The organism is Blastocatellia bacterium, from assembly GCA_035275065.1.
Lineage (GTDB): Bacteria > Acidobacteriota > Blastocatellia > UBA7656 > UBA7656 > DATENM01.
Genome location: DATENM010000035.1, coordinates 96,686 through 123,647, shown reverse-complemented (window position 1 = coordinate 123,647; position 26,962 = coordinate 96,686). Strand labels below are relative to the sequence as shown.

The window sequence follows — 26,962 nt, the reverse complement described above, 5'->3', positions numbered from 1 at the left end:
GAGAGACAATGACCAGAATGAAATCGCTATTCAACATGCTTGGCGTATTTGCCGTCTGTTTAATGTGCAGCACCTTCGCGCAAGCGCAGGCGACACGTACATGGGTGTCGGGCGTCGGCGATGATGTCAACCCGTGCAGCCGCACGGCGCCGTGCAAGACCTTTGCCGGGGCAATCTCGAAGACCGCGGCGGGCGGCGAGATTAACGTGCTTGATCCGGGTGGATTCGGCGCGGTGACGATCACCAAGTCGATGACCATTGACGGCGGCGGCTTTATTGCCGGGATTGTGACTACCACCAGTGGCATCATCGTCAACGCCGGTGTGAATGACAAGGTGACGCTACGGAACCTGAACATTAATGGGCTCAACACCGCGGGCAACCTCAGCGGCATCAGGTTTCTTGCCGGCAAGCAACTGAATGTCGAGAACTGCAAGATCTACGAGTTTGGTGGTAATGGCATTGATGTCGCCCTGGGCGGCAGCGCCAACGTCTTCGTCAAGGACACGAACATCATCAACTGTGCGGTCAGCGCCGTGAAACTGTCGACCACCACCGGCTTTCTGTCCGGCTCGATTGACAATGTTCGCATGGAAGCCTGTACGAATGGGGTGGACGTCGTCAACACCGCCGGCGGCAGCTGCTTCGCCATGGTCCGCAATTCTTCAATTGTCGGGAACAGCGGCAATGGTGTGATTTGCGAGGGCGGCGCGGCGGTCGCCGACCTGGAAAACGTGATGTTGGCCTTCAACGGGAACGGCGTCAATGCGGCGGCCAACCTGTCGATCATCCGCATTTCCAATACCAACATCTATAACAACACGAACGGAATTGTTATTGCCGCGGGCGGGACGGTCAAGACGTCGGTCAATAACCGAATCGATGGCAACGCGACGGACGGAGCGCCCAACGCCACCAAGGTCCAGCAGTAGCATCCCTGTCGCATATGCGATTTCATTTCCCTCCTGCCCGGGTGGTTGCCCGGGCAGGAGGGGAAAACATTGGCGCACAAGTTCCGCCATGAGGGCGAGAGCGTCCGGGCATTCCGCCTGGTAATTTAGCGCCGGTGTCAGCGATCCCGAATCCCTCCGGTCCTTTCGAGCCCGCCTCCGAAGGTGGCCTGATCGACATTGGCCCACAATTTCGAGTTAGGTAAAGCTTCGCCCCACCGGCGCTGCGGGTCTACGCCCCGATAGACGACCCGGCGTCTTCCCCTACGAACACCGCTGTTTCAAACCTGCCGACGCGCGGGGCGATGGCCGATATCATCCTCTGCGTTGCGCGGCGTGGCGCATCAATGGCGGCGCTGACCGCCGGGCGAAAACCGTTTGCCGGATATATAGGGGCGCTGGCAGAATGGTGTGATTCCGAGCCGACGAATCTTAGTGCAGTTGAGGACGGACCCACATGAGTGACAGTGAACAGTCGTCAGAGTCGCGGGCGCCGCGGGGCGCGCGCTTGACCGCGGGCGACCGTGAGGCCGCTTACAGTGAAGTCGAGCGGCGCGTGCGGCAACTGACCGATCAACTCGCGGAAAGCGAACGGGCGGCACAGGCCCGCGCCGCCGAGATGATTGAAAAGGAAAATGCCCTGAATCGCCAGCTCGCCGAGCAGCGGCGCGAGAACGAAGCCCTGACCACCGCGCTTGCAGAAAAAGATCAGACCGCTCGCTCGCTATCACAGCGCCTGGAGAGTATGAACGAACAGATGCAGGGGCAGGCGGCGCAGTTGCGCGACACCTCGGCAGAGCTTCAGCGCATCAAGGGCACGCTCGGCTGGCGACTGCTTAGCCTCTACGGGCCGATCAAGTACCGTTACCTGCTGCCCCTCTATCGCCGGCTCGGCTTCGGCGCGGCAGACGACACCACCGGGCTCTCGACCGCACGCGCTATCGCTGGGGGCAACACAGGGGCGCAACCCGTCGAGACGTCCACCGATGGGCTCGAAGAGAACGAATCGGAGCCTTCGGCGAACGGCGGAGCCAGGGGCGGCGCGGGGCTGCCGTCGGAGTTGACCGCCGGGCCGGCGGGCGCGGCGTCAGCTGCCGCCGAGGAGACCGCGGGACGGGCAGCGAAATCTGCCAGCTTCTCTCACAAAGGCGAATCGGGCCGGCCCGCCGATGAGTTGCCCGCGGAGGTATTGACCGGGGCCGCCGCCGAGGTCGCCGAACGCTTCGCTCAATTCAAGACGCCACACAACCGGCGCTATTTCGCCGCCCTCTGCAAGCACTTTCAGAGCATCACCCACGACCCGTGTCTGCCGCTGTACTTCGAGTTCGCCATCACCTGCAACAAGCGCGGACGGGTCGTTGCTGAGTTGTTGAGCCAGCGAGTCGATCTGCGTGGCAAGCAGTACCTCGACATCGGCTGCGCCTATGGGGGATTTCTCGTCGCCTTCGCCGAATGCGGTGCGGAACCCATCGGCGTCGAAATTAATTTGATGTTGCTGGAACTGGCTAAGAGCAACCTGCGCGATCACGGGTTGGACGTGCCGCTGCTGCTGAAAGACGCCACCCGTGCGGACCAGCTGGCGGGGTTGATGAATCAGTTCGACGTGGTCACCTGCAACGACGTTATCGAGCACGTTGACGATCCACAAGCGTTGCTCCACAACACCGCGATGCTGCTCGGCGACAACGGCGTCGCCTACTTCGAGATTCCCAACCGTTATGCGCCGCTCCACGTCCTGCGTGACGGCCATTATCAACTGTTCGGCATCACGCTGCTCGATTATGAAGAGGCACGCGCCTACTTCGCAGACCATGCGCCGGGGACAGACTACAGCGTACGCCACTACCTGGAACTTGAGCAGTATGCGGCGATGTTTGCACGCGCCGGGATGGAGATGGAAGTTCTCTATGAGCCGATATCTGCCCCCGATCTGGACACCGTGCTCGCCGACCTGCGGGCCCTGCGCGAGGGCGCCGCGGAAGGGCTTGCCGGTGTGCCGCCGCGCCTGCGCCCGCAAGTCGAAGAAGGCTTGAGGGATTATCTACTGGCCATAGATGCCTGGCCGCGCGCGACGGAGGACGAGAAACGCACCTTCCTGTTGCGTTATGGGGCTGGGTTCTGGCGCGTCGTCGGTCGGAAAACGGCGGCGCCGGCTGGACCTGGGCAGTGACCAGCAAGCACAGGGTCAAGGCTGATTCTCTGCTAATGCTTGCCGGTCGTGTTGGGGAAAACGATATCACCTGACTGTCCCCACTGGCTGAAGATGTATTGCGTATAGTTCGACGATGAAGTCGGGATGATCCAGATGCCTTGCGAGGCGCGCCAGATGCCGGGGTCGGCCTTGCCGTCGCCATCGGTCGTCACATAAATCTGGCGGCTGTAGGAGACCCCGTTCCAGCCGAGCGGCACCACGTATACCGTGTTCGCGTCTGCCGGATCAATCTCTATGCAGCTTATTCGGCCGCTATATCTCTAGCTGCTGCTGTGGGCCAGGCCCTTCAGCATAGGGGCGCACGACTTGCGGCTGCCGCTCAAACGCGGCAGGTTCATTCTGGCTACGAGCGCAGACTGCCGGCAGGACCATCATACTGATTGCGGCAATCACCGCGACGCCGCTCGCCCTGAGCCTGGCTCGGATAGACATACTCGGATCGTTCATCAACCTGCCCTCTTGCTTACTGAGATAGCGATTCGGATCAACCTGAAATGCTAAAACGCAGCGTCAAACTGCGCCTGGCAGCGCTAAGTAAGAATGATAGCATGGGGGGGTGAGAAGAAGAGATGACCGAATCTATTGTGTTTTTCAAGCAAAACGGCGAGGGAAACTCCGACCGGTTATTTTGCCGGGGTGGGCGTCGTCAACAACGATTGCATGCGGGAGAGCAGGGTGAAAAATGGGCCCTGTTCTCGTTTGCTGCGACGCTGCACGGTTCCCGCTTCAATAGTTAACTGGCCCATATCAGTGGTCAGGGTGATAAAGATTTGGCTCTGGTCGTCGAGCTTGGTGACATCCACAATCAACCCCGGCTCGCTCTCGCTGGCGAAGCGCGTCGTCTTGGGCTCTTGCTTGCCGACCTCCTCTTCGTTCCGGGCGAACTTCTGCGCCTCGGTCAGGACGTTGCGGAAGACTTCGACCTGGTTTTTTGAAAAGGCCCCCGACACCACTGCCTCGTCGCCATCCGACACCATCAAGTCGAAGGTTTTAAGGTTGCGGTCACTGCGCGACAGCCGACAGGTCGGCCCGCTTTGCTGTGGCGCGGCGACGGCCAGCCCATCCAAGAGCATTAACGTGAAGAGGAAAATCACAATCTTTCGTCGCTTCATATTGCCAACCTGAGGCATCCATTCTAGGCGATACATGGATAGTACGGCAAGGGCGTCGCGCCACGCGCTTGCCTGAAGCGACTGGCGCAGGTAGCATCCTTGCCGATGTCGATGCCGCGTCCGTCTTTCCGCGCCCGTTTAAGCGCGTTCATCTGGCGCTCGCTCGCTCGCTATGGCCGCTTCAAGTACCGGCGACTGCTGCCGCTTTACAGGTCGCTCGGACTCTGGTCGAAGCGCTCAAGGGTGACCGACGTTCTGAGCCCCGTGGCGAGCTTGCGGCGGGCGCAGCGCTTGACCGACTGGCTGTTGCGGTCGAGCGCGGCCCGGCTCAACCAGCAGGTCGAAACCATCGCCGCGCGCGCCGCTTTGAGTCACGGCACGATCATCTTTCTGCCCTCGGTCGGCTGGCATGTCGTCAACACCCAACGCGGCCATCACCTGGCGCGCGAGTTTGCCCGGCAGGGTTACACCGTGATCTTTGATTGCAGCAATAGTTATGATCCCGTCAACGGCGTGCAAGAGATTGCCCCGAACCTTTTCCTGTTTCGCGGCGACCCCGTTGCGCTCGCCGCTCTGCCGCCGGCAATCTTGTGGACGTTAGCCTACAATTTCGAGTATGGTAAAAGCTTCGCGCGCCCGGCGCTTCGGGTTTATGACTGGATAGACGATCTGTCGGTCTTCCCTTACGAGCGCGGCTTTCTCGAAGCCGGCCACGCGCAGGCGATGGCCGAGGCCGAGCTGATTCTTTGCGTCGCGCACCGCTTGCACGCCGAGGCGCACGCCACGCGCCCCGACGCCGTCTACCTGCCGAACGCTGTTGACTACGGACACTTTGTTGGGGATCAGAAACCGTTGCCGCGCGACCCGCAAATGGCGGCGCTGGCCACAGGGCAAAAGCCGGTTGCCGGATATGTCGGGGCGCTGGCAGAATGGTTCGATTACGAATTACTCGATGAGGTCGCCGCCCGCCGCCCCGACTGGCAGTTTGTGCTGATTGGGCCGGCGCTCGATATGAGCCTTCGCGAGCGCGGACGAAGGCTGCTCGCCAGGGCGAATGTGGCATACCTCGGGCCGCGCCCCTACGCCGACCTGCCGGCGTACCTGCGGCAGTTTGACGTGGCGATGATTCCGTTTGTGATCAACGATATTACTCAGGCGACTTCGCCGCTTAAGCTCTATGAGTACTGGGCGGCCGGCAAGCCTGTGTTGACGACGCCGCTGCCGGAATGTCGCGCCTTCGCCGAAGTCACGCTGGCCGCCGACCCGGCTGAATTTGCCAGCGCCCTCGACGAGGCGCGCCGGCTCGCCGACGACGCGCAATATCGTGAGCGTTTGCGCCAGCTCGCCTTCCAGAACTCCTGGACAGTGCGCGTCACCGAGGTGGCCGGCTTGCTGAAAGCGCATATGAACCCTGGGAAGATTGAGGAAGGACGAAGATGAGTGACAGCGAGAAGCCGATGAATTCCCGGGCGTGGTGGGATCAATACTTTGCCGAAAGCTGGCAGGCCAACGGCGGCAGCGCGCAAACCCGCCACTTTATGGAGCGGCTGCTGGCCGAGTTGTCAGCGCCTGACAAGGCTTACCTGCGCTCGCGGCCGCTCGACGTGCTTGACTGGGGCTGCGCCTTTGGCGAAGGGGTCGAGATGCTGGCGCGCCAGTTGCCGGCGAGCCGCGTCGCCGGCCTCGACTTTTCTGCGGTCGCACTCGACCAGGCGCGGCGACGTTTCCCCGAGCGTGAGTTCATCTTCAGCGAGAGCGGCGACCTCTCCCGAAGCTTCGATGTGATTATCGCCTCAAACTGTCTGGAACATTTCGAGGAGCCGCTCAAGGTCATCGAGGCGCAGTTGCCGTTTTGTAAGAATCTTTATATTGCCCTTGTGCCTTATGACGAGTGGCCGTTGTCCGAGCATCATCGCGCGCGGCTCACGGAAGCTTCTTTCCCGCAACGCCTCGGCGGCTTCACGCGGCTCTACGCCCGGCAGATCAATGTCGACCCGGCCCACTGGCACGGCAAACAGTTGCTCGTGACCTACGGCTCGGCGGCCTACGCGGCCGAGCGCAGCGGTCGCGAAGTTCGGGCGCGCGAGCAAGAGAAATGGAATGCCTATTACACTGACCTGGCGACCGTCGAGAACGATCCGGCGATGGAGAGCTTCGGCCACGACCTCGCCGAACGCGTCGCCGCGCTGTTGCCCGAGGGCGGGCGCATCCTCGAAGCCGGCTGCGGCGGCGGCTGGCAAAGCCTGGGGCTGGCGCGCTCGGGCCGCTTCCAGGTCACGGTGATGGACTTTTCGCTGGCGGCGCTCAATTACGCCCGCCGCTTGTTTGAGCGCGAGCAGCAGTCCGCCGAGTTCATTTATGGCGACGTCTTCGAGCCCGGCGCGGCAGAATTCGATCTGGTCTTCAACGCCGGCGTGCTGGAGCATTACACGCTCGACGAGCAGGCCCGCTTCCTGCGCGGCATGGCCAGCCGCAGCCGCAATCTGGTCATGGCCTTGGTGCCGAACCAGTCGTGTTACTGGTACTGGCTGTGGCGCACACAGCAGGCCAGCCGCGACAACTGGCCTTATGGAAAAGAGATGCCGATGATGGATATGTCAGAGGCATTTGAAGCCGCCGGCCTGGCCTTCGTCGGCCAGGCTTATATGGGCGAAGACTGGGCCGAGGTCTTTATCGAAAACCTGTCCGGCATAGATCGCGATCTGTGCGACACGATTCTCACGCTGCATCGGTCGGCGCTGATCCCGTCACCGCACAAAGCCTATCTGCTCGCCGCCCTCGGGAGCCGTGCGCCGCTTGCCGGAGCCGCGCCACAAGGCTGGTCGCGCTTCCCTGCGCAGAGTATGCAGCAGGCCGAAGCGACCGCGGCGCTCGCCGATGCCCTGGCGCTCAACATTCGCGGCGAGCGCGAAGTCAGTCAATTAAACATACAGGTGTATCAACGTGATCTGCGGATCATCGAGCTTACCGCGCAGGCGGCGGCGCTCGCCGCTGAGTCGGCGGCGCACGCCGAAGAGGCGCAAGCGAAAGAGGCAAACGTCGAGACGCTGACCGCGCAACTTGCCGCGAGCCGGCAGGCGGCACAAGAGAAAGATCAGATGGCGCAGGGCCTGGCGGCGCAACTGGGGAAAGAGCAGGCGCTGGCGGCGCAGTTGGCTGAGCAAGAAGCCGCCCTGCACAAACAATCGTTAGCCTACGCCGACCTTGAGCGCCGCTTGCAACAGCTCACCGACGAGTTCGCGGAAAAAGAACAGGTGGCACAGGCTCGCGCCGCGCAGTTGATTGAGCAAGAGGTCGTGCTGACTCGCCAGCTTGCCGAGCAACGCCGCCAGACGCGGACCTTATCGGCAGAGCTTGCCAATCAATCAGAGTCGGCGCAGACGCTCGCCGCGCACCTGAGCGAAAAGGAGAACGAAGCGCAACGGCTGGCGGCCGGGCTCGCCGAAAAAGATCAAGCCCTGCGGTCGTTGAGACAACGCCTGGAAAAAATGAACGAGCAGGCGCGGCGCTATGCGACGCAGTTGCGCGACACCTCGGCAGAGCTTCAGCGCATCAAGAGCACGCTCGGCTGGCGCTTGCTTAGCCTCTACGGGCCGATCAAGTACCGTTACCTGCTGCCGATCTATCGTCGCCTCGGGCTGGCTCCCGCGCGCGGAACCGCCCGACCCCTTGAGCCTCTGGAGTCGTTCACTGAGCCGGTCAGCTCGCAGGATAAGCGGCTGACCGAACCCTGGGTCGAGGGAACGCCGGCGGCAGTGGTAACGCCTCCTGTGGACGTAAAACCCGGCGACGCGGCGCACGCCCTGATGACCGCGCCGGGCAGCCTTACTGACACGGCCATCGCCTCAAGCGCCCATGACGTCATCTGCTTTCCGATCATCGAATGGGATTTCCGCTTCCAGCGCCCGCAGCAATTGATGGCGCGATACGCCGCCGCCGGGCACCGCGTCTTTTACGTTTCGCAGCAGTTCCGCACCTCTGGCGCACCTTACGTCATCACCGAAAAACGCGCCAACGTCTTTGAAGTATCGCTGCGCGGGCCGGCCTTGAACGTGTACACCGAAGCACTCGACGAGCGGGGCCGTGACGCGCTGTTTGCCTCGCTCGACGCCTTGCGACGCGACGTGGGGCTCGCGGCGACCGCGGCTTTTGTGCAACTGCCTTTCTGGTGGCCGCTCGTCAGGCAGGCGCGCGAACGGTTCGCCTGGCCGGTGATCTACGACTGCATGGATTTTCACGCTGGCTTTTCGACCAATCGCCAGGAGATGCTCGACGCCGAAGATGAGCTGCTGCGCGCGGCGGACCTGGTGATCGCCTCGTCGGCCTTTCTCGAAGCCGAAGCCCGCAAGCATACCGATAAGGTTCTGGTGGTTCGCAACGCCTGTGATTATGACCACTTTGCGATTGCCGAGCGGACGCCGCGTGCGCGCCCCGTGGTCGGCTATTACGGCGCGATTGCCGACTGGTTCGACGCCGACCTGGTGGCCGATCTGGCGGCGCACCGTGTTGATTGGGATTTCGTGCTGGTCGGCTCGACTTTTTCGGGAGACGTCGGCCGGCTGGAGGAACTGCCGAACGTGCGGCTCGTCGGCGAAAAGCCTTACACAGAGATTCCCGACTGGCTGGCGACCTTCGACGTCGCCATCATCCCGTTCAAGCGCACGCCGCTGACCGAAGCGACCAACCCAGTGAAAGCCTACGAGATGCTGGCCGCCGGCAAGCCCGTGGTCGCGGTGCCGATCCCCGAAGTGCGCCCGCTTGCGCCGCTGGTGCGCCTGGCTTCGACCGCCGAAGAGTTCGAGCGCGAAATCAAAGCGGCGCTCGACGAGCGCGACCCGGCGCTGCGCCGGCAGCGCCAGACATGGGCAAGCGAGCAGACCTGGGAGCGCCGCTTCGCGGCGCTGGCGCCGGCAGTGCGCCGCACTTTTCCGAAAGCCTCGATCATCATCGTTACCTTCAACAACCTGGCGCTCAACCGGCTCTGCGTCGAGAGCCTCTATGCGCGCACCGAGTGGCCGAACTTTGAAGTCATTATCATCGATAATGCATCGAGCGACGGCACGCCTGATTATCTGCGCGAGGCCGAGCGCGAGCTGCCGGACCTGCGCGTCATCCTCAACGACGAGAACCTCGGCTTTGCGAAGGCCAACAACCAGGGATTGCGGCGGGCAACCGGCGAGCTGCTGGTGCTGCTCAACAACGACACGGTGGTGACGCGCGGCTGGATGACGGCGATGATCCGCCATCTCTATGCCGAGCGCGTGATCGGTCTGATCGGCCCGGTGACTAACGCCATCTCCAACGAGGCGCGCATCGAAGTCGGCTATGAGTCAATCGGCGAGATGCCGGGCTGGGCGGCGCGCTATGTCCGCGAGCACGACAACGACACCTTTGCGATTCCCATGCTGGCGATGTTCTGCGTCGCCATGCGGCGCGAAGTCTTTGATAAGGTCGGCCTGCTCGATGAGCGATTCGGCGTCGGCATGTTTGAAGACGACGATTACTGCCGCCGCCTCGAATCTGCCGGCTATCAGTTGTGCTGCACCCGCGATTCGTTCATTCATCACTGGCAGCGCGCCTCGTTCCGCTTGCTCGGCGAGGACGAATACTTGCGCATCTATCATGAGAACCGCAACAAGTATGAGAGCAAGTGGCAGGAGGCACAGCCGCCGGTCGCTGACGGCGCGCCATCGCCCGCGCCATCATCAGGCGGCGCGGAGCGTTACCGCGCCCAGTTAAAAGCGCTGCTGGCGCGCATCGACAACAGTCGCGGCGCGGTCATCTTTCTGCCCTCAATCGGTTGGAACGTTCACCTCTTCCAGCGCCCGCACCATCTGGCGCGGACGTTCGCGCAATATGGCTATGTGGCGATCTTCGACAGCTCGAACGCACGGGACGAGGTAGACGGCTTCAAAGAGGTCGAACGCAATCTCTTTCTCTTCGACGGGCCGCCAGAGTTGTTGCACGAAATCCCGCAGCCGACGCTCTGGGCCTTCACCTACAACATCACTCGCGCCGACGATTTCCCGCGTGGGGCGCGCATCGTCTACGACTGGATTGATGCGCTCGATGTCTTCCCCTATGATCGCGCGATGCTCGAGCGCAATCATGCGCGCGGCCTGCGCGAGGCGGCAGTCGTCGCGGCGGTGACGCGGCAACTGCACGCCGAAGCGATTCGCCTGCGCCCCGACGCGATCTACATGCCGAACGGCGTCGAATACGACCGCTTTGCTAAAAGTGAGGCGACGATCCCTGACGACCCGGAGCTGGCGGCGCTTTTGCAATCGGGCAAGCCGCTGGCCGGTTACTACGGCGCGCTGGCCGAGTGGTTCGACTATGATCTGCTCGACGAAGTCGCGCGGCGGCGCACGGACTGGAATTTCCTGCTCATCGGCCAGGCGCTGGACGAGAGCCTGAGCCGGCACAAACTGCTGGAGCGCCCCAATATTCGATGGGTCGGGCCGCGCCCTTACGAATCCCTGCCCGGCTATTTGCGCGCCTTCGACGTGGCCATGATTCCATTCGCGATCAACCCGATTACCCTGGCGACCTCGCCGCTCAAACTTTATGAGTATATGGCCGCGGGCAAGCCGGTTATCACCACGCCGATGCCTGAATGCCAGCAGTTCACGGAAGTCAACATCGCGCGCCATGCCCAAGAGTTCGCGCCGCTGCTGGACAGCGCGCGGGCGCAGGGCAAAGACGAAGCATTGCGTAAGCGGCTGCGCGCCATCGCCCACGGCAACACCTGGGCGCAGCGTGTAGAGGCGGCCATCGCGGCGCTCGAACAGAACGCCGGCGCACCGCCCGCTGATCGTTCAGCGCAGGCGACAAGCGGGCGCCGCTCGCAACCGTGAGAGCCGAAATGCGTCGGGGTTGATCTCGAAAGGCGGGCTTGACCGCAAAAGGCGCAGCGGGGACAAAGAGGAGCTGAATCGCTCTTTGTCCCCGCTGCGCCTTTTGTGTTCTGGTCGTGAGTTCGAGTGATCCCGATGAAAGGACCGCGCCGCGATTACGGGCAGCCTTCGGCGGTGACGTTGACGGTCAGCGTGGCGATGGTGTTTTCCGCGGCGAGCGGCTTGCCGCCGCTGACATCCTGCAAGTAAAAGGTCATGCCATTGCCGACCCACTTGCTGGTCGTCCAGTGGCCGACCGGGTCGGCTTTCGCCACAAACGTGTCACCGTCCGGCTTGCCGATGTGAACCTCGATGGCGCTGGCGCCGTTCGCCGCCCATGAAATTGTTGTGACGCCTGCGCCTGTCTTGTCGCACACCTTGATCGGGTTTGGATTGGCGGTCAGCGTGCCGGTCGCTGCGGTCTTCGCTTTGGCTGCGGGCGGCGCCGGTGGTTGATTCTTGTTGTCCGCCGCATCGGTCGGCGTGCTGGTGCAGCTCCAACCTGACAAGCTGATAAAGGCCAGACAGGTAGCGGCAAACAGACGGAAAGCAATTTTCATTAGTTCCTCCTAGATGATTTGAATGGGCGCCGTCAAACAGCGTGAGGAGGTGCCGGATTCGGAATAGGATTTTGTAACACGGGCGCGGATAAAGTTCAGCGCCAGGGTAATCAACGTTGCGCCGGCTGGCTCGCCACCGGGCGGTCACTCGGCTGCCTGGCGGCGCGTGTCCGTTGCGGCTATACGCCTATCCACTTTCACAGACGCTCGGCAAGAATCTCGGCGATGCGCTTAGCCGCGAGCCCGTCGCCGAATGGGTTGGCGACCTGACTCATGGCGATATAGGCGTGCGGCTCTGTGAGCAATTCGGCGGCGGCTTCAACGATGCGCTCGGTGTCTGTGCCGACCAGTCGCCCCGCATGCGCTTCGATCAACTCCGGCCGCTCGGTCACATCGCGCAGCACCAGCACGGGCTTGTGGAACGATGGCGCCTCTTCCTGTATGCCGCCCGAATCGGTCAGCACCAGATAACAGCACCGCAACAGCCGCAACAGGTCGTCGTAAGCGACCGGCGCGATCAAATGAATGCGCGGCTGGTCGCCGATCTCTTGATGCACGAGGCGCTTGACCTGCGGGTTGAGATGCACAGGGTAAACGATTTCGATATTGTCGAATCGTTGTGCCAGGGCCACAAGCGCCCGGCAGATGGCGCGCAACGGCTCGCCGAAGCTCTCGCGGCGGTGCGCCGTCACCAGCAAGACGCGGCGGTCGCGGAACGGGACCGCCGACAACTGGCGGTTGTCGAACGCTTCGGCGAGATTCAACATACCCAGCGCATCAACAATCGTGTTGCCGGTCAGAAAGATCGCTTCAGTGGCGACGCCTTCACTGAGCAGATGGCGGCGGGCGCGCTGCGTAGGCGCGAAGTGCAGGTCGGTGACGCAGGCGGCAACGCGGCGGTTCATCTCTTCGGGGAAGGGACTATGCGGGTTGAACGAGCGCAGCCCGGCTTCGACGTGGCCGACGCGGATGCCTTGATAAAATGCCGCCATTGCCGCCGCCATCGCCGTGGTCGTGTCGCCTTGAATCAGCACCGTATCGGGGCGCAGTTCTGTGAACAGGTCGGAGAGGGCAACCAGGGCGCGAGCGTTCAAGCGCGCCAGGCTCTGCGACGGCTCCATCAGCTCAAGATCAACCTGCGGCTTGAGATCAAAAACGGCGAGCACCTGGTCGAGCATCTCGCGGTGCTGCCCCGTAGTCGCGAAGGTGAGTTGGAAGCGGTCGGCGCGCCGCTCCAACTCGCGCACGACCGGAGCCATCTTGATGACTTCGGGCCGTGTGCCAGCGATAACCAGAATATGATGACGTGTCATGAATTGAACATCATAAACGCCGGGCGACGAAACGCCAACCGCGTGGGTGTGTGCGCGGCGGAGACGCTGTGTTGGGCGGGCTGCTGCCCCCTTTTCGAGCATCAAAGGCTGGCTGCGCACACAGTCGCCCTGCGCCCCGCGCATAGCCGCCGCCCTGGAAATTAAAGTATAATCCGCAACGTCTGAACAGCGAGGTTGGCATGCGGGTTATCGCCTTATTAGCAACTTACAACGAAGACCGCTTCATTGCGGGTTGTCTTGAGCACCTGTTCGCGCAAGGCGTCGAGGTTTACCTGATAGATAACTCTTCCACAGATCACACCGTTGAGATTGCCGAATGTTACGTGAACCGGGGGCTGATCGGTAGGGAGACATTCGCGCGCGCCGGCGTATTCAACTTGAAGAGTATACTGAATCGTAAAGAGGAGCTTGCCGCCGAACTCGATGCGGACTGGTTCATGCACGTAGATGCGGATGAAATTCGCGTGCCTCCGCGCTCCGACCGTACCCTCGCACAAGCATTCGCCGAAGTCGAGGGGCAAGGCTACAACGCGATTAACTTCCAGGAATTCACCTTCACCCCGACGATAGAGTCGCCCGACCATGACCATCCCCATTTCCGCGAGACGATGCGCTGGTATTATCCGTTCCTGCCGGCGTTCCCCCACAGGCTGAATGCCTGGAAGCGGCAGCCTGAGCGGGTTGACCTGGCCTGGTCAGCCGGGCATCAGGTCCGTTTCCCGGGCCTGCGCATGTATCCCGACGCATTTCTCCTGAAGCATTACCTGTTTCTGAGCGTGCCGCATGCAATCCGTAAGTACGCAAACCGGCGGCACGACCCGGCGGCGCTGGAAGTCGGATGGCATGGATGGCGCGAGCGGTTCAAGTCGCAAACCATTCAACTGCCTTCGCAGGCGGAGCTGCGCACCTACATCTCTGACGATCAGCTCGACGCTGCCAATCCGCGCAGTCAACACTATATTGCTGAATCGATATCATAGAGACCGAGAGGAGAATGATGCCGCAGAAAATCGAATCAGAGGCTCGGCGGTGGCGCACGTTGTTGAAGCCCCTGGCCCGGCGCTTGAACCGGTCAGACCGCGGTACGCAAGCGGCAGAGAAAGAAAGGCCGCGCGTGATGTACATCGCTCGCAATTTCCCGCAGATATCTCAGACCTACATCCGATCTGAAATCGAAGCCTTGCAGGCCGACTATGAAATCTCGGTGATCAGCGTATCCGAGGCGAACGTTCCTTACAAACGATGCGTCCCGTTCCGAAAGATCGCCGACCCGGCAATGATACGGGAAGCCATAGAAGAGTTTCGGCCACATCTTTTACACAGCCATTATCTCAACCAGTCGGAAATCCTTGCGGCGTTAATCGATCAAGGATGGCTGAACACCCCCTTTACGATCAGGGCGCATTCGTTCGACACGCTTGCCAGAGATTCCGAAATGGCCAGGAGGGCGGCAGCCGTTATCAACCATGACCTCTGTTTTGGGATTCTCAGTTTTCCTTTCACCCGGCCCTTGCTTGAAAACGCCGGTATTCGCGGCGAAAAAATCCTCGACTGTTACCCTGTGGTGAATTACCCCCGCTTTCACGACCGCTCGCCGAACGGCGGGGCCGTCATGAACGTCGGCGCGGCGATTCCAAAGAAGCGGATGGAAGACTTTATTGACCTGGCCTGTCAGTTTCCCGGCACGGAGTTCAACCTCTATGCGGTCGGGCACATGGTGGATCAGTTGGCGCTGTATAACGAATCAAAAGGGAATGCGGTGAGGATCATGCCGCCGATTGAGCCGGACGAGATGCCCGCCGAGTATAAGAAGCACCGCTGGCTCGTCTACACCGCATCGCGCGAGATTGGCACGGTCGGCTGGCCGATGGCAATCGCCGAGGCGCAAGCCGCCGGCCTGGGCATCTGTATCCCTAACTTGCGACCCGACCTGCGCGAGTATATCGGTGCGGCTGGTTTCATCTATGAGTCGATCAGCGAGGTGGCCGACATCATCCGCCGGCCTGTCCCCGACGAGATGCGAGAAATCGGGTTCGAGCAGGCTAGAAAGTCAAATATCTTTGAGCACAAGACTATCTTGACTGATCTATGGCAAAGGGGATTATGAACATAGCCTGGCCGTCCGCGATGTTCCGTACCTCTGCACAGGAGGATGAATGCCGATCTGTATAGCCGGAATGCATCGCTCCGGCACTTCAATGGTAACCAGGCTACTTAATCTGTGTGGCGTCTACCTGGGGCCGGAGAGCGACCTTGCGGTGGCGGCGTCTTTCGACAACGAGGCCGGGTTTTGGGAGAACCGCCAGTTCGTTCGGGTGAACGAAGAAGCCCTGGCGCGATTAGGCGGCGGTTGGGACCTGCCGCCCGCGATGACCGAAGGGTGGGAAATGGGGGACGAGATGGCCGACCTCCGGGAAGAGGCCGCGGAACTCATCAGGCAATTCAGCCCTTATGAGCCGTGGGGCTGGAAAGACCCGCGCAATACCTTAATGCTCCATTTCTGGAAGCGCTTGATCCCAGACCTGAAGATTCTCGTCTGCCTCAGAAGCCCTGTCGAGGTCGCCGAATCGCTTAATCAGCGCGCCAATTCTTCATACGCCTTCGGCATGAATCTATGTCTGAAGTATTACCAACAGTTGCTCGCCACGACGCGGCCGGCTGAGCGGGTGGTGACGCATTACAACGCTTACTTTTTCAATCCTCAAGCAGAGCTGCGGCGCGTCCTGGGCCTGCTAGAGATACCAGTCACTTCGGAAGCGATTGAACATGCCTGCTCAACGATCTCTATGTCGTTAAGGCATAACTGGGCGACGACGCGAGAGCGCATCGAAGAAAAGATGACGCCCGACGTGATGGACTACTACATCAGATTGTGCGGCGAGGCGAAAGCCATGGCTCCCGCGCCCGCGCCGCAATGAACACCGAGGAGGATTATGACCAGCAATACGAGCCAGCCGCCACATGTCGAAACCAAAGTGATGCGCCTGCGCTACACCGGTGAAGAAGCCTTTGTCGCCGAATCGGCGAGCGGCCACGCCATCGTGACCAGCTTCTCGCATGACCAGATGAGCGCGCCGTCGCCGATGGAGTTGTTGTTGATCGCCCTCGGCGGCTGCACCGGCGCCGATGTGATTTCGATTCTCGAAAAGAAACGCCAGCGGGTGACGGCTTATGAGATCGAAGTGCGCGGCACGCGCCGTGACGAGCACCCGCGCATCTACACCGACATCGAAGTCGTCCACCGCGTCCGCGGCGGCCAGATCGACGAGCGCGCCGTCGCCCGCGCTATCGAGCTATCGGAGACGAAGTATTGCAGCGTTTCGGCGATGCTCGCCGCCACCGCGAAGGTCACATCGCGTTACGAGATCAGCGGCGACGATGCCGAATCAGATGATTAGCGACGTGTCGGCGTTAGCGGCGGGAGCTAGCTGCCCTTTTGCTTGACCACAAACCGCTGCCCGGCGATGACGATGGCGCCTTTGCGGGTGACGGACGAAGGATTGGCGGCGACCTGAAAGCTGACCGCTCCCGACCCGAAGCCGCTCGGCGACGAGGTGACGGTAATCCAGTCCACCTTACTTTTCGCCGTCCAGAGACAATTGATTGTCGCCGTGATGTTGATCGAGCCGTCGCCGCCGCCCGGGCTGACGACCTGATTGCCCGGCGTGAAACTGATGGCGCAGCCGCCCTGCGACAGGCCCGCTTGATTGACCGTAAAGACCTGCCCGCCGACCGTGATGCTGCCGGTGCGCGGTTGCTCGGCAAAGTTTTCGCGCACCTCAAAGTTGACCGCCGTGTTACCGATGCCGGCGGCTGTCGAAGTCACCGCAATCCAACTGTCGCTGCCGGTGAGCGACCAGGGACAATTCTCCGACCCCGTAAGCTGAAAGACGCCGGCGCCGCCTCGGGCTTCGAACCCCGCCGACGGCGGCGAAAGCGTCGTTCCGCAGTCAGTGGCATTGACGACAACGGCTCGCACGGGCCCCCAGTTGCCAAGCGTGTCGCGCCCGCGCACGTAAATCAGGTGACGAGCCGCGAGCGGCCCGACCGTGGCCGCGGCGCTTTCGTTGACGCTGTTGAAGCTGCCATCGAGCGCCGTCATCGCCACCGGCGAGCCACCGCGCCAGGGCGGCGTGTCCAGATAATACTCTGCCGCCGCGATGTTCTGCCCGCCGTTGTACTGCTCGTCAAACTGAGCGCGCAGGGCAAAGGTGTTTGCGCCCGCCGCCGTCGCCGTGACCGATTCCGGCGAAGGGCCTAGGACGAGTTGATAAGGCGCGCGGGCGATGCGCGCGGCATAGATGAAAGCCGGCAGGTTGCGCGGCCAGAAGCTGCCGCCGCTGTTGCCGTCCAGGCAGGAGAAGGGCGGAAAGAAGCCGCCGCAGGTTCCCGAATCCGGCCCGACTTCAAAAGTCATTGCGGCAATGCCCAGCTCGCCATACGCCCAATCGTCGGTCGTCCCCGATGTCGGATAGAGCCCCACCGACTGCTCAGGCGTAAAGCCATTGTAAGAAGCGAGCTTGGTCCCCATGTAAACAAAGCTGGCATTGTTGGGCGAGGTCTGCGACGTCCAGCCCCACGGCCATAGCACCAGGTTGCTATAAGAATGCAGCGTGAGAAAAACGCCGGTCGTCGAGAGCGGCGCGGCGTCTGTGTCAGCCGGGCCGCGCTGATCTGCGAACAGGCCGCGCACCAGGGCTTCCAGCGCGGCGGTCTCCGGCTCGCTGGCGACGGTCGGCCCCGGATAGGTCTGCCCGCAGCGCGGCTGCGAGGGCGAGTCCACCGTGCCCCACTTGAAGTCCGAGTTGCGATTCAGGTCAACGCCATACTGGTTGGATACGGTTGGCGGATTTGAACAGCCGCCGCCGTAGGTCGTGTTGGTGTTCTTGCGCTGATAATAACCGGATTCGGCGATCACCCGGCCATCGGGATTGGCTGCCGGCACGATGACGATGCGGTGCTCATCGAGCAGCCAGGTCACGTCGCCATCCGTGCCATAGTTGCTCAACAGGTAATCGATGAAGCGCAGCGCCAGCTCGGAAGTCGTCAGCTCGCGGGCGTGAATCGCCGCCATCAAAAAGAAGGTTGGCTTGGGGCCAGAGGTCTGCCGGTTGGTCAGCGTGATGCCAAACAGGTCCCATCCGGCTGTGCCGCCGCTATGCACTTTCTCCCAGCTCTGGCCGTAGGTGAAGACTTCGGCGAGATTCGGGTACAGCGCCGCCTTGCTGTTCAAGTAATCGCGCATCTCGGCGACCGTGCGATAGCCGCTGCGATAGGTGTTGAGCGCCATCTGCTGACTGAAGAGCGCCGTCTGCTCGCTGTCGGTGCGAATGGCCCAGCCTTTGGCGCGCAGCTCGTTGATCTGTGCCGGCGTGGTGAGAATGAACAGGTCATCGCCGCGGCGCATCTCTAACAGATCGAGGCCGAGTTGCAGGAAGCGGGCGCGGTCATTCGTGTTGCTGAGCGTCACGCGAGCGACGACCGGCGCGCCGCCGGCGCTCTGTGTGGAAACCACCTGGCCCGCGAACTGTGTGGCGGAGATTGCGAACAATACGAGGATGACCAGCAGCGGCCGATGGCGCATAGCGACTTCCTAAAGCGATGGTATTGAGAAACCAGGGCGTCTCCCGAACGAGTCTCGACGGCGGTCGGGAGGCGAAGCGAATTGCTCGGAGACCGGATGAATCTTATGAAGCGCGAATGGTCAAGTCAAGCGGGAAGGGAATTAGGCCAGGGTCGTCGGGCTAATCACCAGTGAAAGGGAGATTAAACACAGAGACACAGAGGCGCGGAGACACAGAGTATTCTCCTGGCCTCCCCTGTGTCCCTGTGTCCCTGTGTTTTTCTTTTGCGCGATTCGCCGATTTATTTGACGACAATGGTGCCGGCCATGTCCTTGCCGCCTTTGTCGCCATGGAACGTGCAGTGATACGGATACTTGCCGGCCTTGGCAAAGGTGAACGAGAACTTGTCGCCGGCCTTCAGCACATCGGATTTGAACGAGCCGTCATCGGCTTCGACCATGTGGCGTCCGGCTTCGTTGTTCCATTCGACGGTGCCGCCGACCGGAACGGTGAGGGTCTTCGGCGTAAACTGGAAATTGCTGATCTTGACCGTCGCCGCGGCAGCCGGGCGCGCCGCTGCGCCCGGACGCTTGACCCGCGCCGTCGCCATAGACGCCATCGCCAGAACGATGGCGCTTGCCAGGAATATGCTAAGGGTTTTCTTCATGACGTTTCTCCTTTGTTCAATGAGTAAGTGTGCTACTTTGAAGCTTCTGTGACGGTAATCACGCCGGCCATCTCCTCGCCGTGCTTGTCGCCGTGGAAGGTACAGTAGTACGGATAGGTGCCGGGCTTATCGAAGCTATGCTCGTACTTCGCGCCCGCCGCCAGCCGTTCTGACTTGAATGAATCGTCATCGGCGTTGACCGTGTGGTTTCCGGCCTCGTCAATCCATTCGACGGTCGTGCCGGCAGCGACGGTCAATTCTTTAGGCGTGAACTGAAAGTTTGAAATCTTGACAGTGACTCTTGGCGCTCTCTCTGTGGCCGGTTTCGTCGTTGTCGTGGCCTGCGTTTGCGCGGCGGGCTTGCTCGCGCCTTTGACGTACCAGACGTAATAGGTGGCGATGCCGAGCAGGATCACTACCCACCAGAGCGTCAGGCAGGTGCGCATCCAGGGGCGGTAACGATCAAACTTCAAGCGCCGTGGCAGCCAGTTGGTGGCGGCGACCAGGATGATGTAGAGCCCCAGCAGCTCGGCGATGGTGCCGAGCGTCGCGTGGATGAACGGCAAAAGGTAATACGCATCACGCAAGCCGGCTGGCACCTGCGGCTCGACGCTGCGATGAAACGACGGCGCCATAATCAGAAAGATCAACAGCAGGTTGAGCAGGACGACTGTGGCCTGGCAGCACTTATGCGCTCCAAACTTCTTTTTGCGCGCCAGGATCATTCCCACGAGCAGCGCCACGCCCATAGCGATTTGCACGAGCAGGTTGAGGTCAGCGCGCATGGTCGCGCCGGTTCCCAGGAATCCGTTCATTCCAGTTTCTCCTGTTTACCGCTTGTGTGAGCTGATGACGGGCGCTATATCGAGGAACGCGCCGGCACCTGCTAACTACGCGGCGGCTCGGAAAGCGGATTGCCGGAGGTGGCGGAAGTTGATCTGTCGGGGCCGGGTTGCAATTCGTGGCATAAACGACTAATCTGGCGGCAACATCAGGCGGGCTTGCAATCACCTTCAGCAGATCGGGAGGCGCGAATGCCTTTCATCGAAGAGACCATTACGGCGGGCGACGGCCTGCGACTCTACCTGCGCCGGCACGAGGCGGCCGGGGCGCGCGGCGACGTGGTAATCGTTCATGGCTTTGGCGAGCACAGCGGCAGGTACGCCGCGCTCACCGAGCACCTGCTCGCCAATGGCTACGCGGTGACGGCTTACGATCAGCGCGGCCACGGCCTGTCGGACGGGCTGCCGGGCCACGTCGAAAGTTTTGGCGAGTATGATGACGATCTCGAAAAGATCGTCTCGAAGACACGCGACTGCGCCGCCGGGCGGCCGCTGTTTATCATCGGCCACAGCATGGGGGGCCTGGTGGCCTTGCGCTACCTGGCGCGCAAGGGCAGCGGGATCGCGGGCGCGATCATCTCGGCTCCGCTCATCGCCGTGGCGATCCCTGTGCCGGCGCATAAGCTCTTGATTGCCCGCCTCGGTCTGCGTTACGCGCCGCGCCTGCGACTCAATAACGAAATCAAACCGGCGCACTTGAGCCGCGACCCGGCGGTCGGCCTTGCCTATGCCGCGGACCCGCACGTCAACCGCAAAGTCAGCATGAAATGGTTTGCCGAAGCGACCCGCGCTATGGCCGAAGTCCAGGAGTGGGCCGCAAGGATTCGCACGCCGGTCTTTGTCATGCACGGCACGGCAGACCGTCTGGCGAGCGTCGAAGCGACAAAGGCGTTGTTTGCGCGCATCGGCTCGCCCGATAAAGAGCTAGCGATCTATGAGGGCTACTACCACGAGTTGTTCAACGAGCCGGAAAAGCGGGCGCTCTTCGAGCGCGTCACCGCGTGGTTGGCTGAGCGGGTGTCGGAAAGCGCGGCCTAGAAGTGAGAGGGATAATCAGGGCTCGATGGGCTCGGTAGACTCTGTGGGCTTATCCGGCGGCGGGCTGCCGTTGTTCTGAGTAAAGTACTTGATGAAGATCAGCTCGTTGTGCTTCTGGTTGTAAATCAATTCGTCAATCGTCTGTGACGCCAGCATGATGCCGAAGCCGCCAGGGCGCAGCCCCTTCGCCATGCGAATCTGCATGTGACGGAATGGCTCGTCGTCGGGGTTGGCTACCGCTGCGTGCTCGATATGCTTGAGGTCGAAGCCTTCGCCGGGGTCTTTGATCGAATACATGATCGCCCGCTTCAGGCGGATGTATTTCACTTCGACCTTCTTGGTGATGTCGAGCTTGCCGCCATGCTCGATGGCGTTGTTGAGCAGCTCGCGGAAGACCGAGCCGATGGCCTCGCGGGTCTCTTTCGGCAGGTTTCCCTGTAGCTCGTAGAGGAATTTTTGAATCGGCTCGACGGCGGACAGATCGCAGGGGACGCGCAGCTCGATCCAATCGGGCTTGTCAGAGATAACTTCGATCTGGCAATTCGGGTCACGGCTCAAGGCCGACTGCACCGCCTCAACCAGCTCGTCAACATGAAATGGCTTGCTCAGAAAATCACAGGCTTTGCTGCGGAAGGCGCGGATGACGGCTTCGTCGGTCTTAAAGCCGGTCATGATGATGGCGCGCAAGTCTGGATGCAGGTTACGGGCGCGCTCCAGCAACTCCAGCCCGTCCATGCCCGGCATGAGCACGTCGGTCAGCAATAGGTCGATAGGCTGGCGCTCAAGAATCTCCAACGCCTGCTCGCCGCTTGCGACGTCGAGCACGTTGCAGCCTTCGAATTCGAGCACGCGGCGATACATGCCGCGTCCAGCCGAATCGTCATCCGCAATAAGCACGGTCGTCATGCGTCCCCTATCTCGCCTTCGTGCGCTCTTCCATGGTGTCGCTTTCCGGGGCCTCTGGCCGTCGCCTGTTCCGCTCCCTATCTTATCATCTTTTTAGATGTTGACCAGACGGGCGGCGTGCGCCGCGAACATAACACGGCGGCGAGCCCTGTTTCAATGAGCCGGCTTGAAATCAGTCAGCCGAGCGCATAACATCCCTGCTCAAGTTATGAGCACTGATGAAAACGACTTGAAAGACACCGCGCCGATTCGCTCCGGCGAAGAGCTAGACACCGCCGCGCTCGAAGGATACCTGCGCGCCCGCCTGGCCGAAGTGCTGCCCGACGCGCGCTTGAGCGACAAGCCCATCGCCATCGAGCAGTTCCCCGGCGGCCATTCGAACCTGACTTACCTGATTCGGATGGGCGGCGGCGAATTCGTCTTGCGTCGCCCGCCGTTCGGGCCGGTCGCGCCGACGGCTCACGATATGCCGCGCGAGTATCGTTTGCTCGCGGCCATCCACCCGCTGTTTGAGCTTGCGCCGCGGCCTTACCTGCTTTGCGAAGACGCTTCGATCATCGGCGTGCCGTTCTACCTGATGGAGCGGCGGCGCGGCCTGGTCGTTCGCCGCGAGATGCCGCCCACAGTCGAAGACAGCCTGGCGCTGCGCCGGCAGATCAGCGAAGCGATGATCGATGCGCTCGCGGCGCTCCACGCGGTGGACATTTATTCGTCCGGTCTCGTCCAGCTCGGCAAGCCCCTGGGGTTTGTCACACGGCAGGTGCGCGGCTGGGCGGAGCGCTGGCAGCGCTCGAAGACCAGCGAGGTGCCGGAGCTTGAAAGGGTCGTCGGCTGGCTGGCTGATCGAATGCCGCCCGAGCCTGACCCCGACCGTGGGCGACCGGCGACGCTCGTGCATAACGATTTCAAGCTCGACAACGTGATGCTTGACGCACGCGAGCCCTGGCGCATCATCGCCATCCTTGATTGGGAGATGTGCACAGTCGGCGACCCGTTGATCGATCTCGGCATCGCGCTCTGTTACTGGGCGCAGAAGGAAGACCCCGAAGCGCGGCGCGAATCGATCAGCCCGGTGACGACCGAGCCCGGCTGGCTGAGCCGCGAAGAACTGGCGGCGCGTTACGCCGAAAAGACCGGGCGCGATGTTGCGGGCATCGCTTTTTATGAAGTCTTTGCGCTTTTCAAAGTCGCGGTCGTCCTGCAACAGATTTACTACCGCTATGTGAAGGGCCAGACGCACGACGAGCGCTTTAAGGACTTTGACCGCCGCGTTGCCGGCCTGGCGCGCGCCGCCTGGGAGCTGGCCGAACGTTCGGGCATATAGGGGGAGATTACCGCTTGAGCTTCATCTATCTGATTCGTCACGGGCAGGCCGGCACGCGCGATAATTACGACACGCTATCGGAAGTCGGCGAGGCGCAGGCGCGATTGCTCGGCGCGCATCTGGCGTCGCAAAAGATCGAGCTGGACGCCATTATCTCAGGCGGCTTGAGCCGCCAGCGGCGCACCGCCGAGCTGGCCTGCGAAGCGATGGCGCGCGCCGGCGCACGCGTGCCTGATGTCACGACCGACGAGCGCTGGAACGAGTTCAGCTTGCTCTCGGTCTATAAATCGATTGCCCGGCGGCTGATGAAAGACGACGAGCAATTCGCCCGCGACGTGGTCGAGATGCAGGAAGCCATCCGCCGCGATCCGCGCACAACGGCAGGCGCGACAGGCCGCTGCGACCAGGCGGTCATTCGCGCCTGGATGGAGAATCGCTTCCCTGAACTGGAGGTCGAAGAGAGCTGGGAATCCTTCCGCGAGCGCATTCATTCCTGCGCCGACACCTTCCATGACCACGAGCGGGCGGTCGCGGTTTTCACTTCGGCGACGCCGATTGCGGTTCACGCGGCGGCGGCGCTCGGCCTGACGAATGAGAAGCTAATCAGCATTCTCGGCGTCATCTATAACACCGGCGTCACGGTGCTGCGCGCCAGGGCCGACGAAGCGCGCCTCTTCACTTTTAACTCGGTGGCGCATCTCGACGCCGAGAATCGCACACTGCGTTGATGCCGGTCAGGCGCGCTGGCCGTCAGGCGATTAAATCACTCTGGGATTGCCGTCGGACGATTGCTATACTGACGACTACCCCCAAATCAGTTCGTCGGGAGAACCCTGAAGCATGAAAATCCGTTTGCTCGCCGTGTTGATCGGCACCCTCCTGTTGACCCTGCTGGTCAATCTGCGCCCGCCGGCAGAGGCGTCGAATCAACTTGCGATGGCGAAGATCGCGCCGCTGGTGATCGAGCGCGCCAAAGACAATCAGCCGGCTGAATTCCTGGTCGTCTTCGGCGAGCAGGCAGACTTGAGCGGCGCCGATCAGCTTGCCACCAAAGAAGAGAAAGGCGCCTTCGTCTACCGCACGCTGATGGCCAAAGCGCAGGCGACACAGGGGGCGACGCTCGACTGGCTGGCGGCGAATGGCATCGAGCATGAGTCGTTCTACGTCGTCAACATGATCCTTGTGAAAGGCAACCTCGACGTGGCGCGGGCGCTGGCAGCGCGCCCCGAAGTAATGCGCATCGAAGCCAACCCGCGCATCTATAGTCAACCGATTGACCAGCCGGACACGCAGCCCAAACTGCCTTACCGGATTAATGAGATTGATGCGGTAGAGTCGGGCATCAACTACACGCACGCGCCGCAAGTCTGGGCGATGGGCTACACAGGGCAGGGCGCAGTCGTCGGCGGCGCTGACACCGGCTACCTCTGGGATCACAATGCGCTCAAGCCGCATTATCGCGGTTGGAATGGCGTGACCGCCAATCACAACTACAACTGGCACGACAGCATTCATGCAGGGAGCAGCACAGGCAATCCCTGTGGTTACGATGCCGCGGCACCCTGCGACGACAACGGTCACGGCACGCACACCGTAGGCACGGCGACCGGCGATGATGGCGCGGGCAATCAGGTCGGCATGGCGCCGGGCGCGAAATGGATCGGCTGCCGCAACATGGATCGCGGCAACGGCACGCCCGCCAGATACGCCGAGTGCTTTCAGTTCTTTCTCGCGCCCTATCCTCTAGGCGGCACGCCGGCGCAGGGTGATCCGTCGAAAGCGCCCGATGTGACGACCAACTCGTGGGGCTGCCCGGCGTCCGAAGGCTGTAACTCGTCAACCTGGGGAATCATTCAGCAAGCGATTCAAGCTAACCGCGCCGCCGGCATCGTTACCGTGGTCGCGGCGGGCAATTCCGGCTCGTCCTGCTCGACTGTTTCGGACGCGCCGTCGTTCTTTCCCGAATCCTTCACCGTCGGCGCGCTCACGACCGGCAGCGATAGCATCGCCTCGTTCAGCAGTCGCGGCCCTGTGACCGCGGACGGCAGCAACCGCGCCAAGCCCGACATCGCCGCGCCCGGCACCGGCACGCGCTCGGCCTGGAATAGCAACAATACTGCTTATAACACGATCAGCGGCACTTCGATGGCGACGCCGCACGTTGCCGGCGCGGTCGCTTTGCTGGTCTCGGTGCAGCCGCAACTGCGCGGTCAGGTGGCGACGATTGAAGGCATCCTCGAAGATTCAGCGGCTCGCATCAACTCGACCTCATGCAGTAGCAGCGGCTCGCCCAATAACACCTTCGGCTACGGACGGCTCGATGTGAAAGCCGCAGCCGACATGGCCTTGACGGTGGCTGCGCCGCAGAGCCTTGCCTTGAGCGCCGCTGCCGCGGAGGGGACGCTCAGCGTCAGCGCGCCGGCGACGGCCAACTGGACGGCGACCACTGGCGATAGCTGGATTGCCATCGTCAACGGCAGCGGCAGCGGCAGCGGCGTCATCCGCTTCGCGGTGCGCGACAACCCCGATCTCAACGCCCGCGTCGGCTCGATCACCCTGGCGCGGCGCGCCTACACGATTCGCCAGCAAGGCGTTAACGGCAGCGATTGCAGTTACGCGCTGTCGTCGTATCGCCAGGTCTTTAGCGCCGCGGGCGGCAGCGACCACATCGCCGTCACCGCCGATAGCGGTTGTGTCTGGAGCGCGCGCAGCAATGTGAGCTGGATTACGATCACTTCAGAGGGCAGCGGCACCGGCAATGGCGCGGTGGCTTACACGGTGGCGACGAACAACACAGGCGCGGGGCGCAAGGGCAAAATCATCCTGGCCGGACAGGTCTTTCACGTCAAACAGAAATGAAGCGGGCGCTTTCTTGAGCGCGCCGCCGCCCGCGTGCTATAGTCAGCGCGATTGTTAAGCCGCGAAGGAGAGCCTGTGCAATTCAAGTTGAAATCGCAGATCATGGATGGGCCGGGCATCAGCCGCGCACTCTCGCGCCTGGCCTCAGAGGTCGTCGAGCGTAACGCCGGCATCGAAAACTTGCTGCTCGTCGGCATCCGCCGCCGCGGCGTGCCGCTGGCCGAGCGCATTGCCGATAAGATCGCCCAGCTCGAAGGCAAGCGCCCGCCGGTCGGCCAGCTCGACATCACGCTCTACCGCGACGATCTTTCGACGGTCGGGCCGCGCCCGGTCGTCAACCGCACAGAGATTCCCGCAGACGTCACCGACAGCACCATCGTGCTGGTTGACGATGTTCTCTACACCGGCCGCACGGTGCGCGCGGCGCTCGACGAGCTGGTTGATTTCGGTCGTCCGAGCCGCGTCGAGCTTGCGGTGCTGATTGATCGCGGCCACCGCGAGCTACCGATTCAGGCCGATTACGTCGGCAAGCAAGTGCAGACCGCCGACGCCGAAATTGTCAAAGTGATGCTCAAAGATTACGACGAAGAAGAACAGGTGATCGTCGTTGAGAATGAGTAAGCAGTGACAAGTGACAGGAGGGGCTGTGCATGCCTGAGATGCCAGCCTTCTCGGTGACAGCGGCTTGTCACTCGTCA

At 61.9% G+C, this 26,962-nt stretch carries 21 protein-coding genes; 13 read left to right on the top strand and 8 right to left on the bottom strand.

Annotated elements, in window-relative coordinates:
- The first annotated feature begins 8 nt into the window (after positions 1-8).
- Both VJ464_07255 and VJ464_07250 read left to right on the top strand, forming a co-directional pair.
- A complete protein-coding gene (locus VJ464_07255) occupies positions 9-932 on the top strand; it encodes a right-handed parallel beta-helix repeat-containing protein (GenBank protein HKQ04912.1) in 924 nt (307 codons plus the stop codon).
- Between the two features lie 475 nt (positions 933-1,407).
- Positions 1,408-3,120, top strand: a complete 1,713-nt coding sequence (locus VJ464_07250; GenBank protein ID HKQ04911.1) for a methyltransferase domain-containing protein — start codon at positions 1,408-1,410, stop codon at positions 3,118-3,120.
- Between the two features lie 32 nt (positions 3,121-3,152).
- On the opposite strand, the gene VJ464_07245 is transcribed toward VJ464_07250, so the two are convergent.
- A complete protein-coding gene (locus tag VJ464_07245) occupies positions 3,153-3,359 on the bottom strand; it encodes a hypothetical protein (GenBank protein ID HKQ04910.1) in 207 nt (68 codons plus the stop codon).
- Positions 3,360-3,785: 426 nt separating this feature from the next.
- Positions 3,786-4,274, bottom strand: coding sequence for a hypothetical protein (locus VJ464_07240; GenBank protein ID HKQ04909.1), 489 nt, complete (start codon positions 4,272-4,274; stop codon positions 3,786-3,788).
- A gap of 105 nt (positions 4,275-4,379) precedes the next feature.
- Here VJ464_07240 and VJ464_07235 point away from each other — a divergent pair, with 105 nt between their 5' ends.
- Positions 4,380-5,714, top strand: coding sequence for a glycosyltransferase (locus tag VJ464_07235; protein ID HKQ04908.1), 1,335 nt, complete (start codon positions 4,380-4,382; stop codon positions 5,712-5,714).
- Entirely contained in the window at positions 5,711-11,131 is a 5,421-nt protein-coding gene (locus VJ464_07230) for a glycosyltransferase (protein ID HKQ04907.1), read from the top strand. Before VJ464_07235 ends, VJ464_07230 begins: the two co-directional genes overlap by 4 nt.
- A gap of 155 nt (positions 11,132-11,286) precedes the next feature.
- Here the strand turns inward: VJ464_07230 and VJ464_07225 are convergent, their stop codons facing one another.
- Both VJ464_07225 and wecB read right to left on the bottom strand, forming a co-directional pair.
- On the bottom strand, positions 11,287-11,730 hold the full coding sequence (locus VJ464_07225) for a hypothetical protein (protein HKQ04906.1): 444 nt from the start codon (positions 11,728-11,730) through the stop codon (positions 11,287-11,289).
- 197 nt (positions 11,731-11,927) lie between these two features.
- Positions 11,928-13,043, bottom strand: a complete 1,116-nt coding sequence (gene wecB, locus VJ464_07220) for a UDP-N-acetylglucosamine 2-epimerase (non-hydrolyzing) (GenBank protein HKQ04905.1) — start codon at positions 13,041-13,043, stop codon at positions 11,928-11,930.
- Between the two features lie 200 nt (positions 13,044-13,243).
- Here wecB and VJ464_07215 point away from each other — a divergent pair, with 200 nt between their 5' ends.
- The 4 genes from VJ464_07215 to VJ464_07200 are packed head-to-tail and all read left to right on the top strand — an operon-like array spanning position 13,244 to position 16,462.
- Positions 13,244-14,044 carry a glycosyltransferase family 2 protein gene (locus VJ464_07215; protein ID HKQ04904.1) on the top strand — a complete coding sequence of 267 codons (801 nt, stop codon included), beginning with the start codon at positions 13,244-13,246 and terminating at the stop codon, positions 14,042-14,044.
- Positions 14,045-14,058: 14 nt separating this feature from the next.
- Positions 14,059-15,171 carry a hypothetical protein gene (locus VJ464_07210; GenBank protein ID HKQ04903.1) on the top strand — a complete coding sequence of 371 codons (1,113 nt, stop codon included), beginning with the start codon at positions 14,059-14,061 and terminating at the stop codon, positions 15,169-15,171.
- A 49-nt stretch (positions 15,172-15,220) separates the two neighbouring features.
- Positions 15,221-15,982, top strand: coding sequence for a sulfotransferase (locus VJ464_07205; GenBank protein HKQ04902.1), 762 nt, complete (start codon positions 15,221-15,223; stop codon positions 15,980-15,982).
- Positions 15,983-15,997: 15 nt separating this feature from the next.
- The gene (locus VJ464_07200) at positions 15,998-16,462 is read left to right on the top strand and encodes an OsmC family protein (protein ID HKQ04901.1); all 465 of its coding nucleotides are present in this window, start codon (positions 15,998-16,000) and stop codon (positions 16,460-16,462) included.
- Between the two features lie 26 nt (positions 16,463-16,488).
- Here the strand turns inward: VJ464_07200 and VJ464_07195 are convergent, their stop codons facing one another.
- The 3 genes from VJ464_07195 to VJ464_07185 form a co-directional block, all read right to left on the bottom strand.
- Positions 16,489-18,648 carry a M14 family zinc carboxypeptidase gene (locus VJ464_07195; protein ID HKQ04900.1) on the bottom strand — a complete coding sequence of 720 codons (2,160 nt, stop codon included), beginning with the start codon at positions 18,646-18,648 and terminating at the stop codon, positions 16,489-16,491.
- A 281-nt stretch (positions 18,649-18,929) separates the two neighbouring features.
- On the bottom strand, positions 18,930-19,295 hold the full coding sequence (locus tag VJ464_07190; GenBank protein HKQ04899.1) for a cupredoxin domain-containing protein: 366 nt from the start codon (positions 19,293-19,295) through the stop codon (positions 18,930-18,932).
- A 32-nt stretch (positions 19,296-19,327) separates the two neighbouring features.
- Positions 19,328-20,110 carry a DUF420 domain-containing protein gene (locus tag VJ464_07185; protein HKQ04898.1) on the bottom strand — a complete coding sequence of 261 codons (783 nt, stop codon included), beginning with the start codon at positions 20,108-20,110 and terminating at the stop codon, positions 19,328-19,330.
- 219 nt (positions 20,111-20,329) lie between these two features.
- Between VJ464_07185 and VJ464_07180 the strand changes: the two genes are divergently transcribed.
- Positions 20,330-21,175, top strand: a complete 846-nt coding sequence (locus VJ464_07180) for a lysophospholipase (GenBank protein ID HKQ04897.1) — start codon at positions 20,330-20,332, stop codon at positions 21,173-21,175.
- Positions 21,176-21,190: 15 nt separating this feature from the next.
- On the opposite strand, the gene VJ464_07175 is transcribed toward VJ464_07180, so the two are convergent.
- Positions 21,191-22,081, bottom strand: a complete 891-nt coding sequence (locus tag VJ464_07175) for a response regulator (GenBank protein HKQ04896.1) — start codon at positions 22,079-22,081, stop codon at positions 21,191-21,193.
- Between the two features lie 208 nt (positions 22,082-22,289).
- Here VJ464_07175 and VJ464_07170 point away from each other — a divergent pair, with 208 nt between their 5' ends.
- The 4 genes from VJ464_07170 (at position 22,290) to pyrR (ending at position 26,885) form a co-directional block, all read left to right on the top strand.
- Positions 22,290-23,405: a phosphotransferase family protein gene (locus tag VJ464_07170; protein ID HKQ04895.1), complete on the top strand. Its 1,116-nt coding sequence runs from the start codon at positions 22,290-22,292 to the stop codon at positions 23,403-23,405.
- 14 nt (positions 23,406-23,419) lie between these two features.
- The gene (locus VJ464_07165; GenBank protein HKQ04894.1) at positions 23,420-24,133 is read left to right on the top strand and encodes a histidine phosphatase family protein; all 714 of its coding nucleotides are present in this window, start codon (positions 23,420-23,422) and stop codon (positions 24,131-24,133) included.
- A 112-nt stretch (positions 24,134-24,245) separates the two neighbouring features.
- Complete coding sequence (locus tag VJ464_07160) at positions 24,246-26,264, top strand: S8 family serine peptidase (GenBank protein ID HKQ04893.1); 2,019 nt, start codon at positions 24,246-24,248, stop codon at positions 26,262-26,264.
- A 75-nt stretch (positions 26,265-26,339) separates the two neighbouring features.
- On the top strand, positions 26,340-26,885 hold the full coding sequence (gene pyrR / locus VJ464_07155; GenBank protein HKQ04892.1) for a bifunctional pyr operon transcriptional regulator/uracil phosphoribosyltransferase PyrR: 546 nt from the start codon (positions 26,340-26,342) through the stop codon (positions 26,883-26,885).
- Positions 26,886-26,962: the final 77 nt, after the last annotated feature.

Excerpts from the sequence above, each read along its gene's own strand:
- VJ464_07255 (HKQ04912.1), top strand. The coding sequence starts at position 9 with ATGACCAGAATGAAATCGCTATTCAACATGCTTGGCGTATTTGCCGTC.
- VJ464_07250 (HKQ04911.1), top strand. The coding sequence starts at position 1,408 with ATGAGTGACAGTGAACAGTCGTCAGAGTCGCGGGCGCCGCGGGGCGCG.
- VJ464_07240 (HKQ04909.1), bottom strand. The coding sequence starts at position 4,274 with ATGAAGCGACGAAAGATTGTGATTTTCCTCTTCACGTTAATGCTCTTG.
- VJ464_07235 (HKQ04908.1), top strand. The coding sequence starts at position 4,380 with ATGTCGATGCCGCGTCCGTCTTTCCGCGCCCGTTTAAGCGCGTTCATC.
- VJ464_07230 (HKQ04907.1), top strand. The coding sequence starts at position 5,711 with ATGAGTGACAGCGAGAAGCCGATGAATTCCCGGGCGTGGTGGGATCAA.
- VJ464_07225 (HKQ04906.1), bottom strand. The coding sequence starts at position 11,730 with ATGAAAATTGCTTTCCGTCTGTTTGCCGCTACCTGTCTGGCCTTTATC.
- wecB (HKQ04905.1), bottom strand. The coding sequence starts at position 13,043 with ATGACACGTCATCATATTCTGGTTATCGCTGGCACACGGCCCGAAGTC.
- VJ464_07215 (HKQ04904.1), top strand. The coding sequence starts at position 13,244 with ATGCGGGTTATCGCCTTATTAGCAACTTACAACGAAGACCGCTTCATT.
- VJ464_07210 (HKQ04903.1), top strand. The coding sequence starts at position 14,059 with ATGATGCCGCAGAAAATCGAATCAGAGGCTCGGCGGTGGCGCACGTTG.
- VJ464_07205 (HKQ04902.1), top strand. The coding sequence starts at position 15,221 with ATGCCGATCTGTATAGCCGGAATGCATCGCTCCGGCACTTCAATGGTA.
- VJ464_07200 (HKQ04901.1), top strand. The coding sequence starts at position 15,998 with ATGACCAGCAATACGAGCCAGCCGCCACATGTCGAAACCAAAGTGATG.
- VJ464_07195 (HKQ04900.1), bottom strand. The coding sequence starts at position 18,648 with ATGCGCCATCGGCCGCTGCTGGTCATCCTCGTATTGTTCGCAATCTCC.
- VJ464_07190 (HKQ04899.1), bottom strand. The coding sequence starts at position 19,295 with ATGAAGAAAACCCTTAGCATATTCCTGGCAAGCGCCATCGTTCTGGCG.
- VJ464_07185 (HKQ04898.1), bottom strand. The coding sequence starts at position 20,110 with ATGAACGGATTCCTGGGAACCGGCGCGACCATGCGCGCTGACCTCAAC.
- VJ464_07180 (HKQ04897.1), top strand. The coding sequence starts at position 20,330 with ATGCCTTTCATCGAAGAGACCATTACGGCGGGCGACGGCCTGCGACTC.
- VJ464_07175 (HKQ04896.1), bottom strand. The coding sequence starts at position 22,081 with ATGACGACCGTGCTTATTGCGGATGACGATTCGGCTGGACGCGGCATG.
- VJ464_07170 (HKQ04895.1), top strand. The coding sequence starts at position 22,290 with ATGAGCACTGATGAAAACGACTTGAAAGACACCGCGCCGATTCGCTCC.
- VJ464_07160 (HKQ04893.1), top strand. The coding sequence starts at position 24,246 with ATGAAAATCCGTTTGCTCGCCGTGTTGATCGGCACCCTCCTGTTGACC.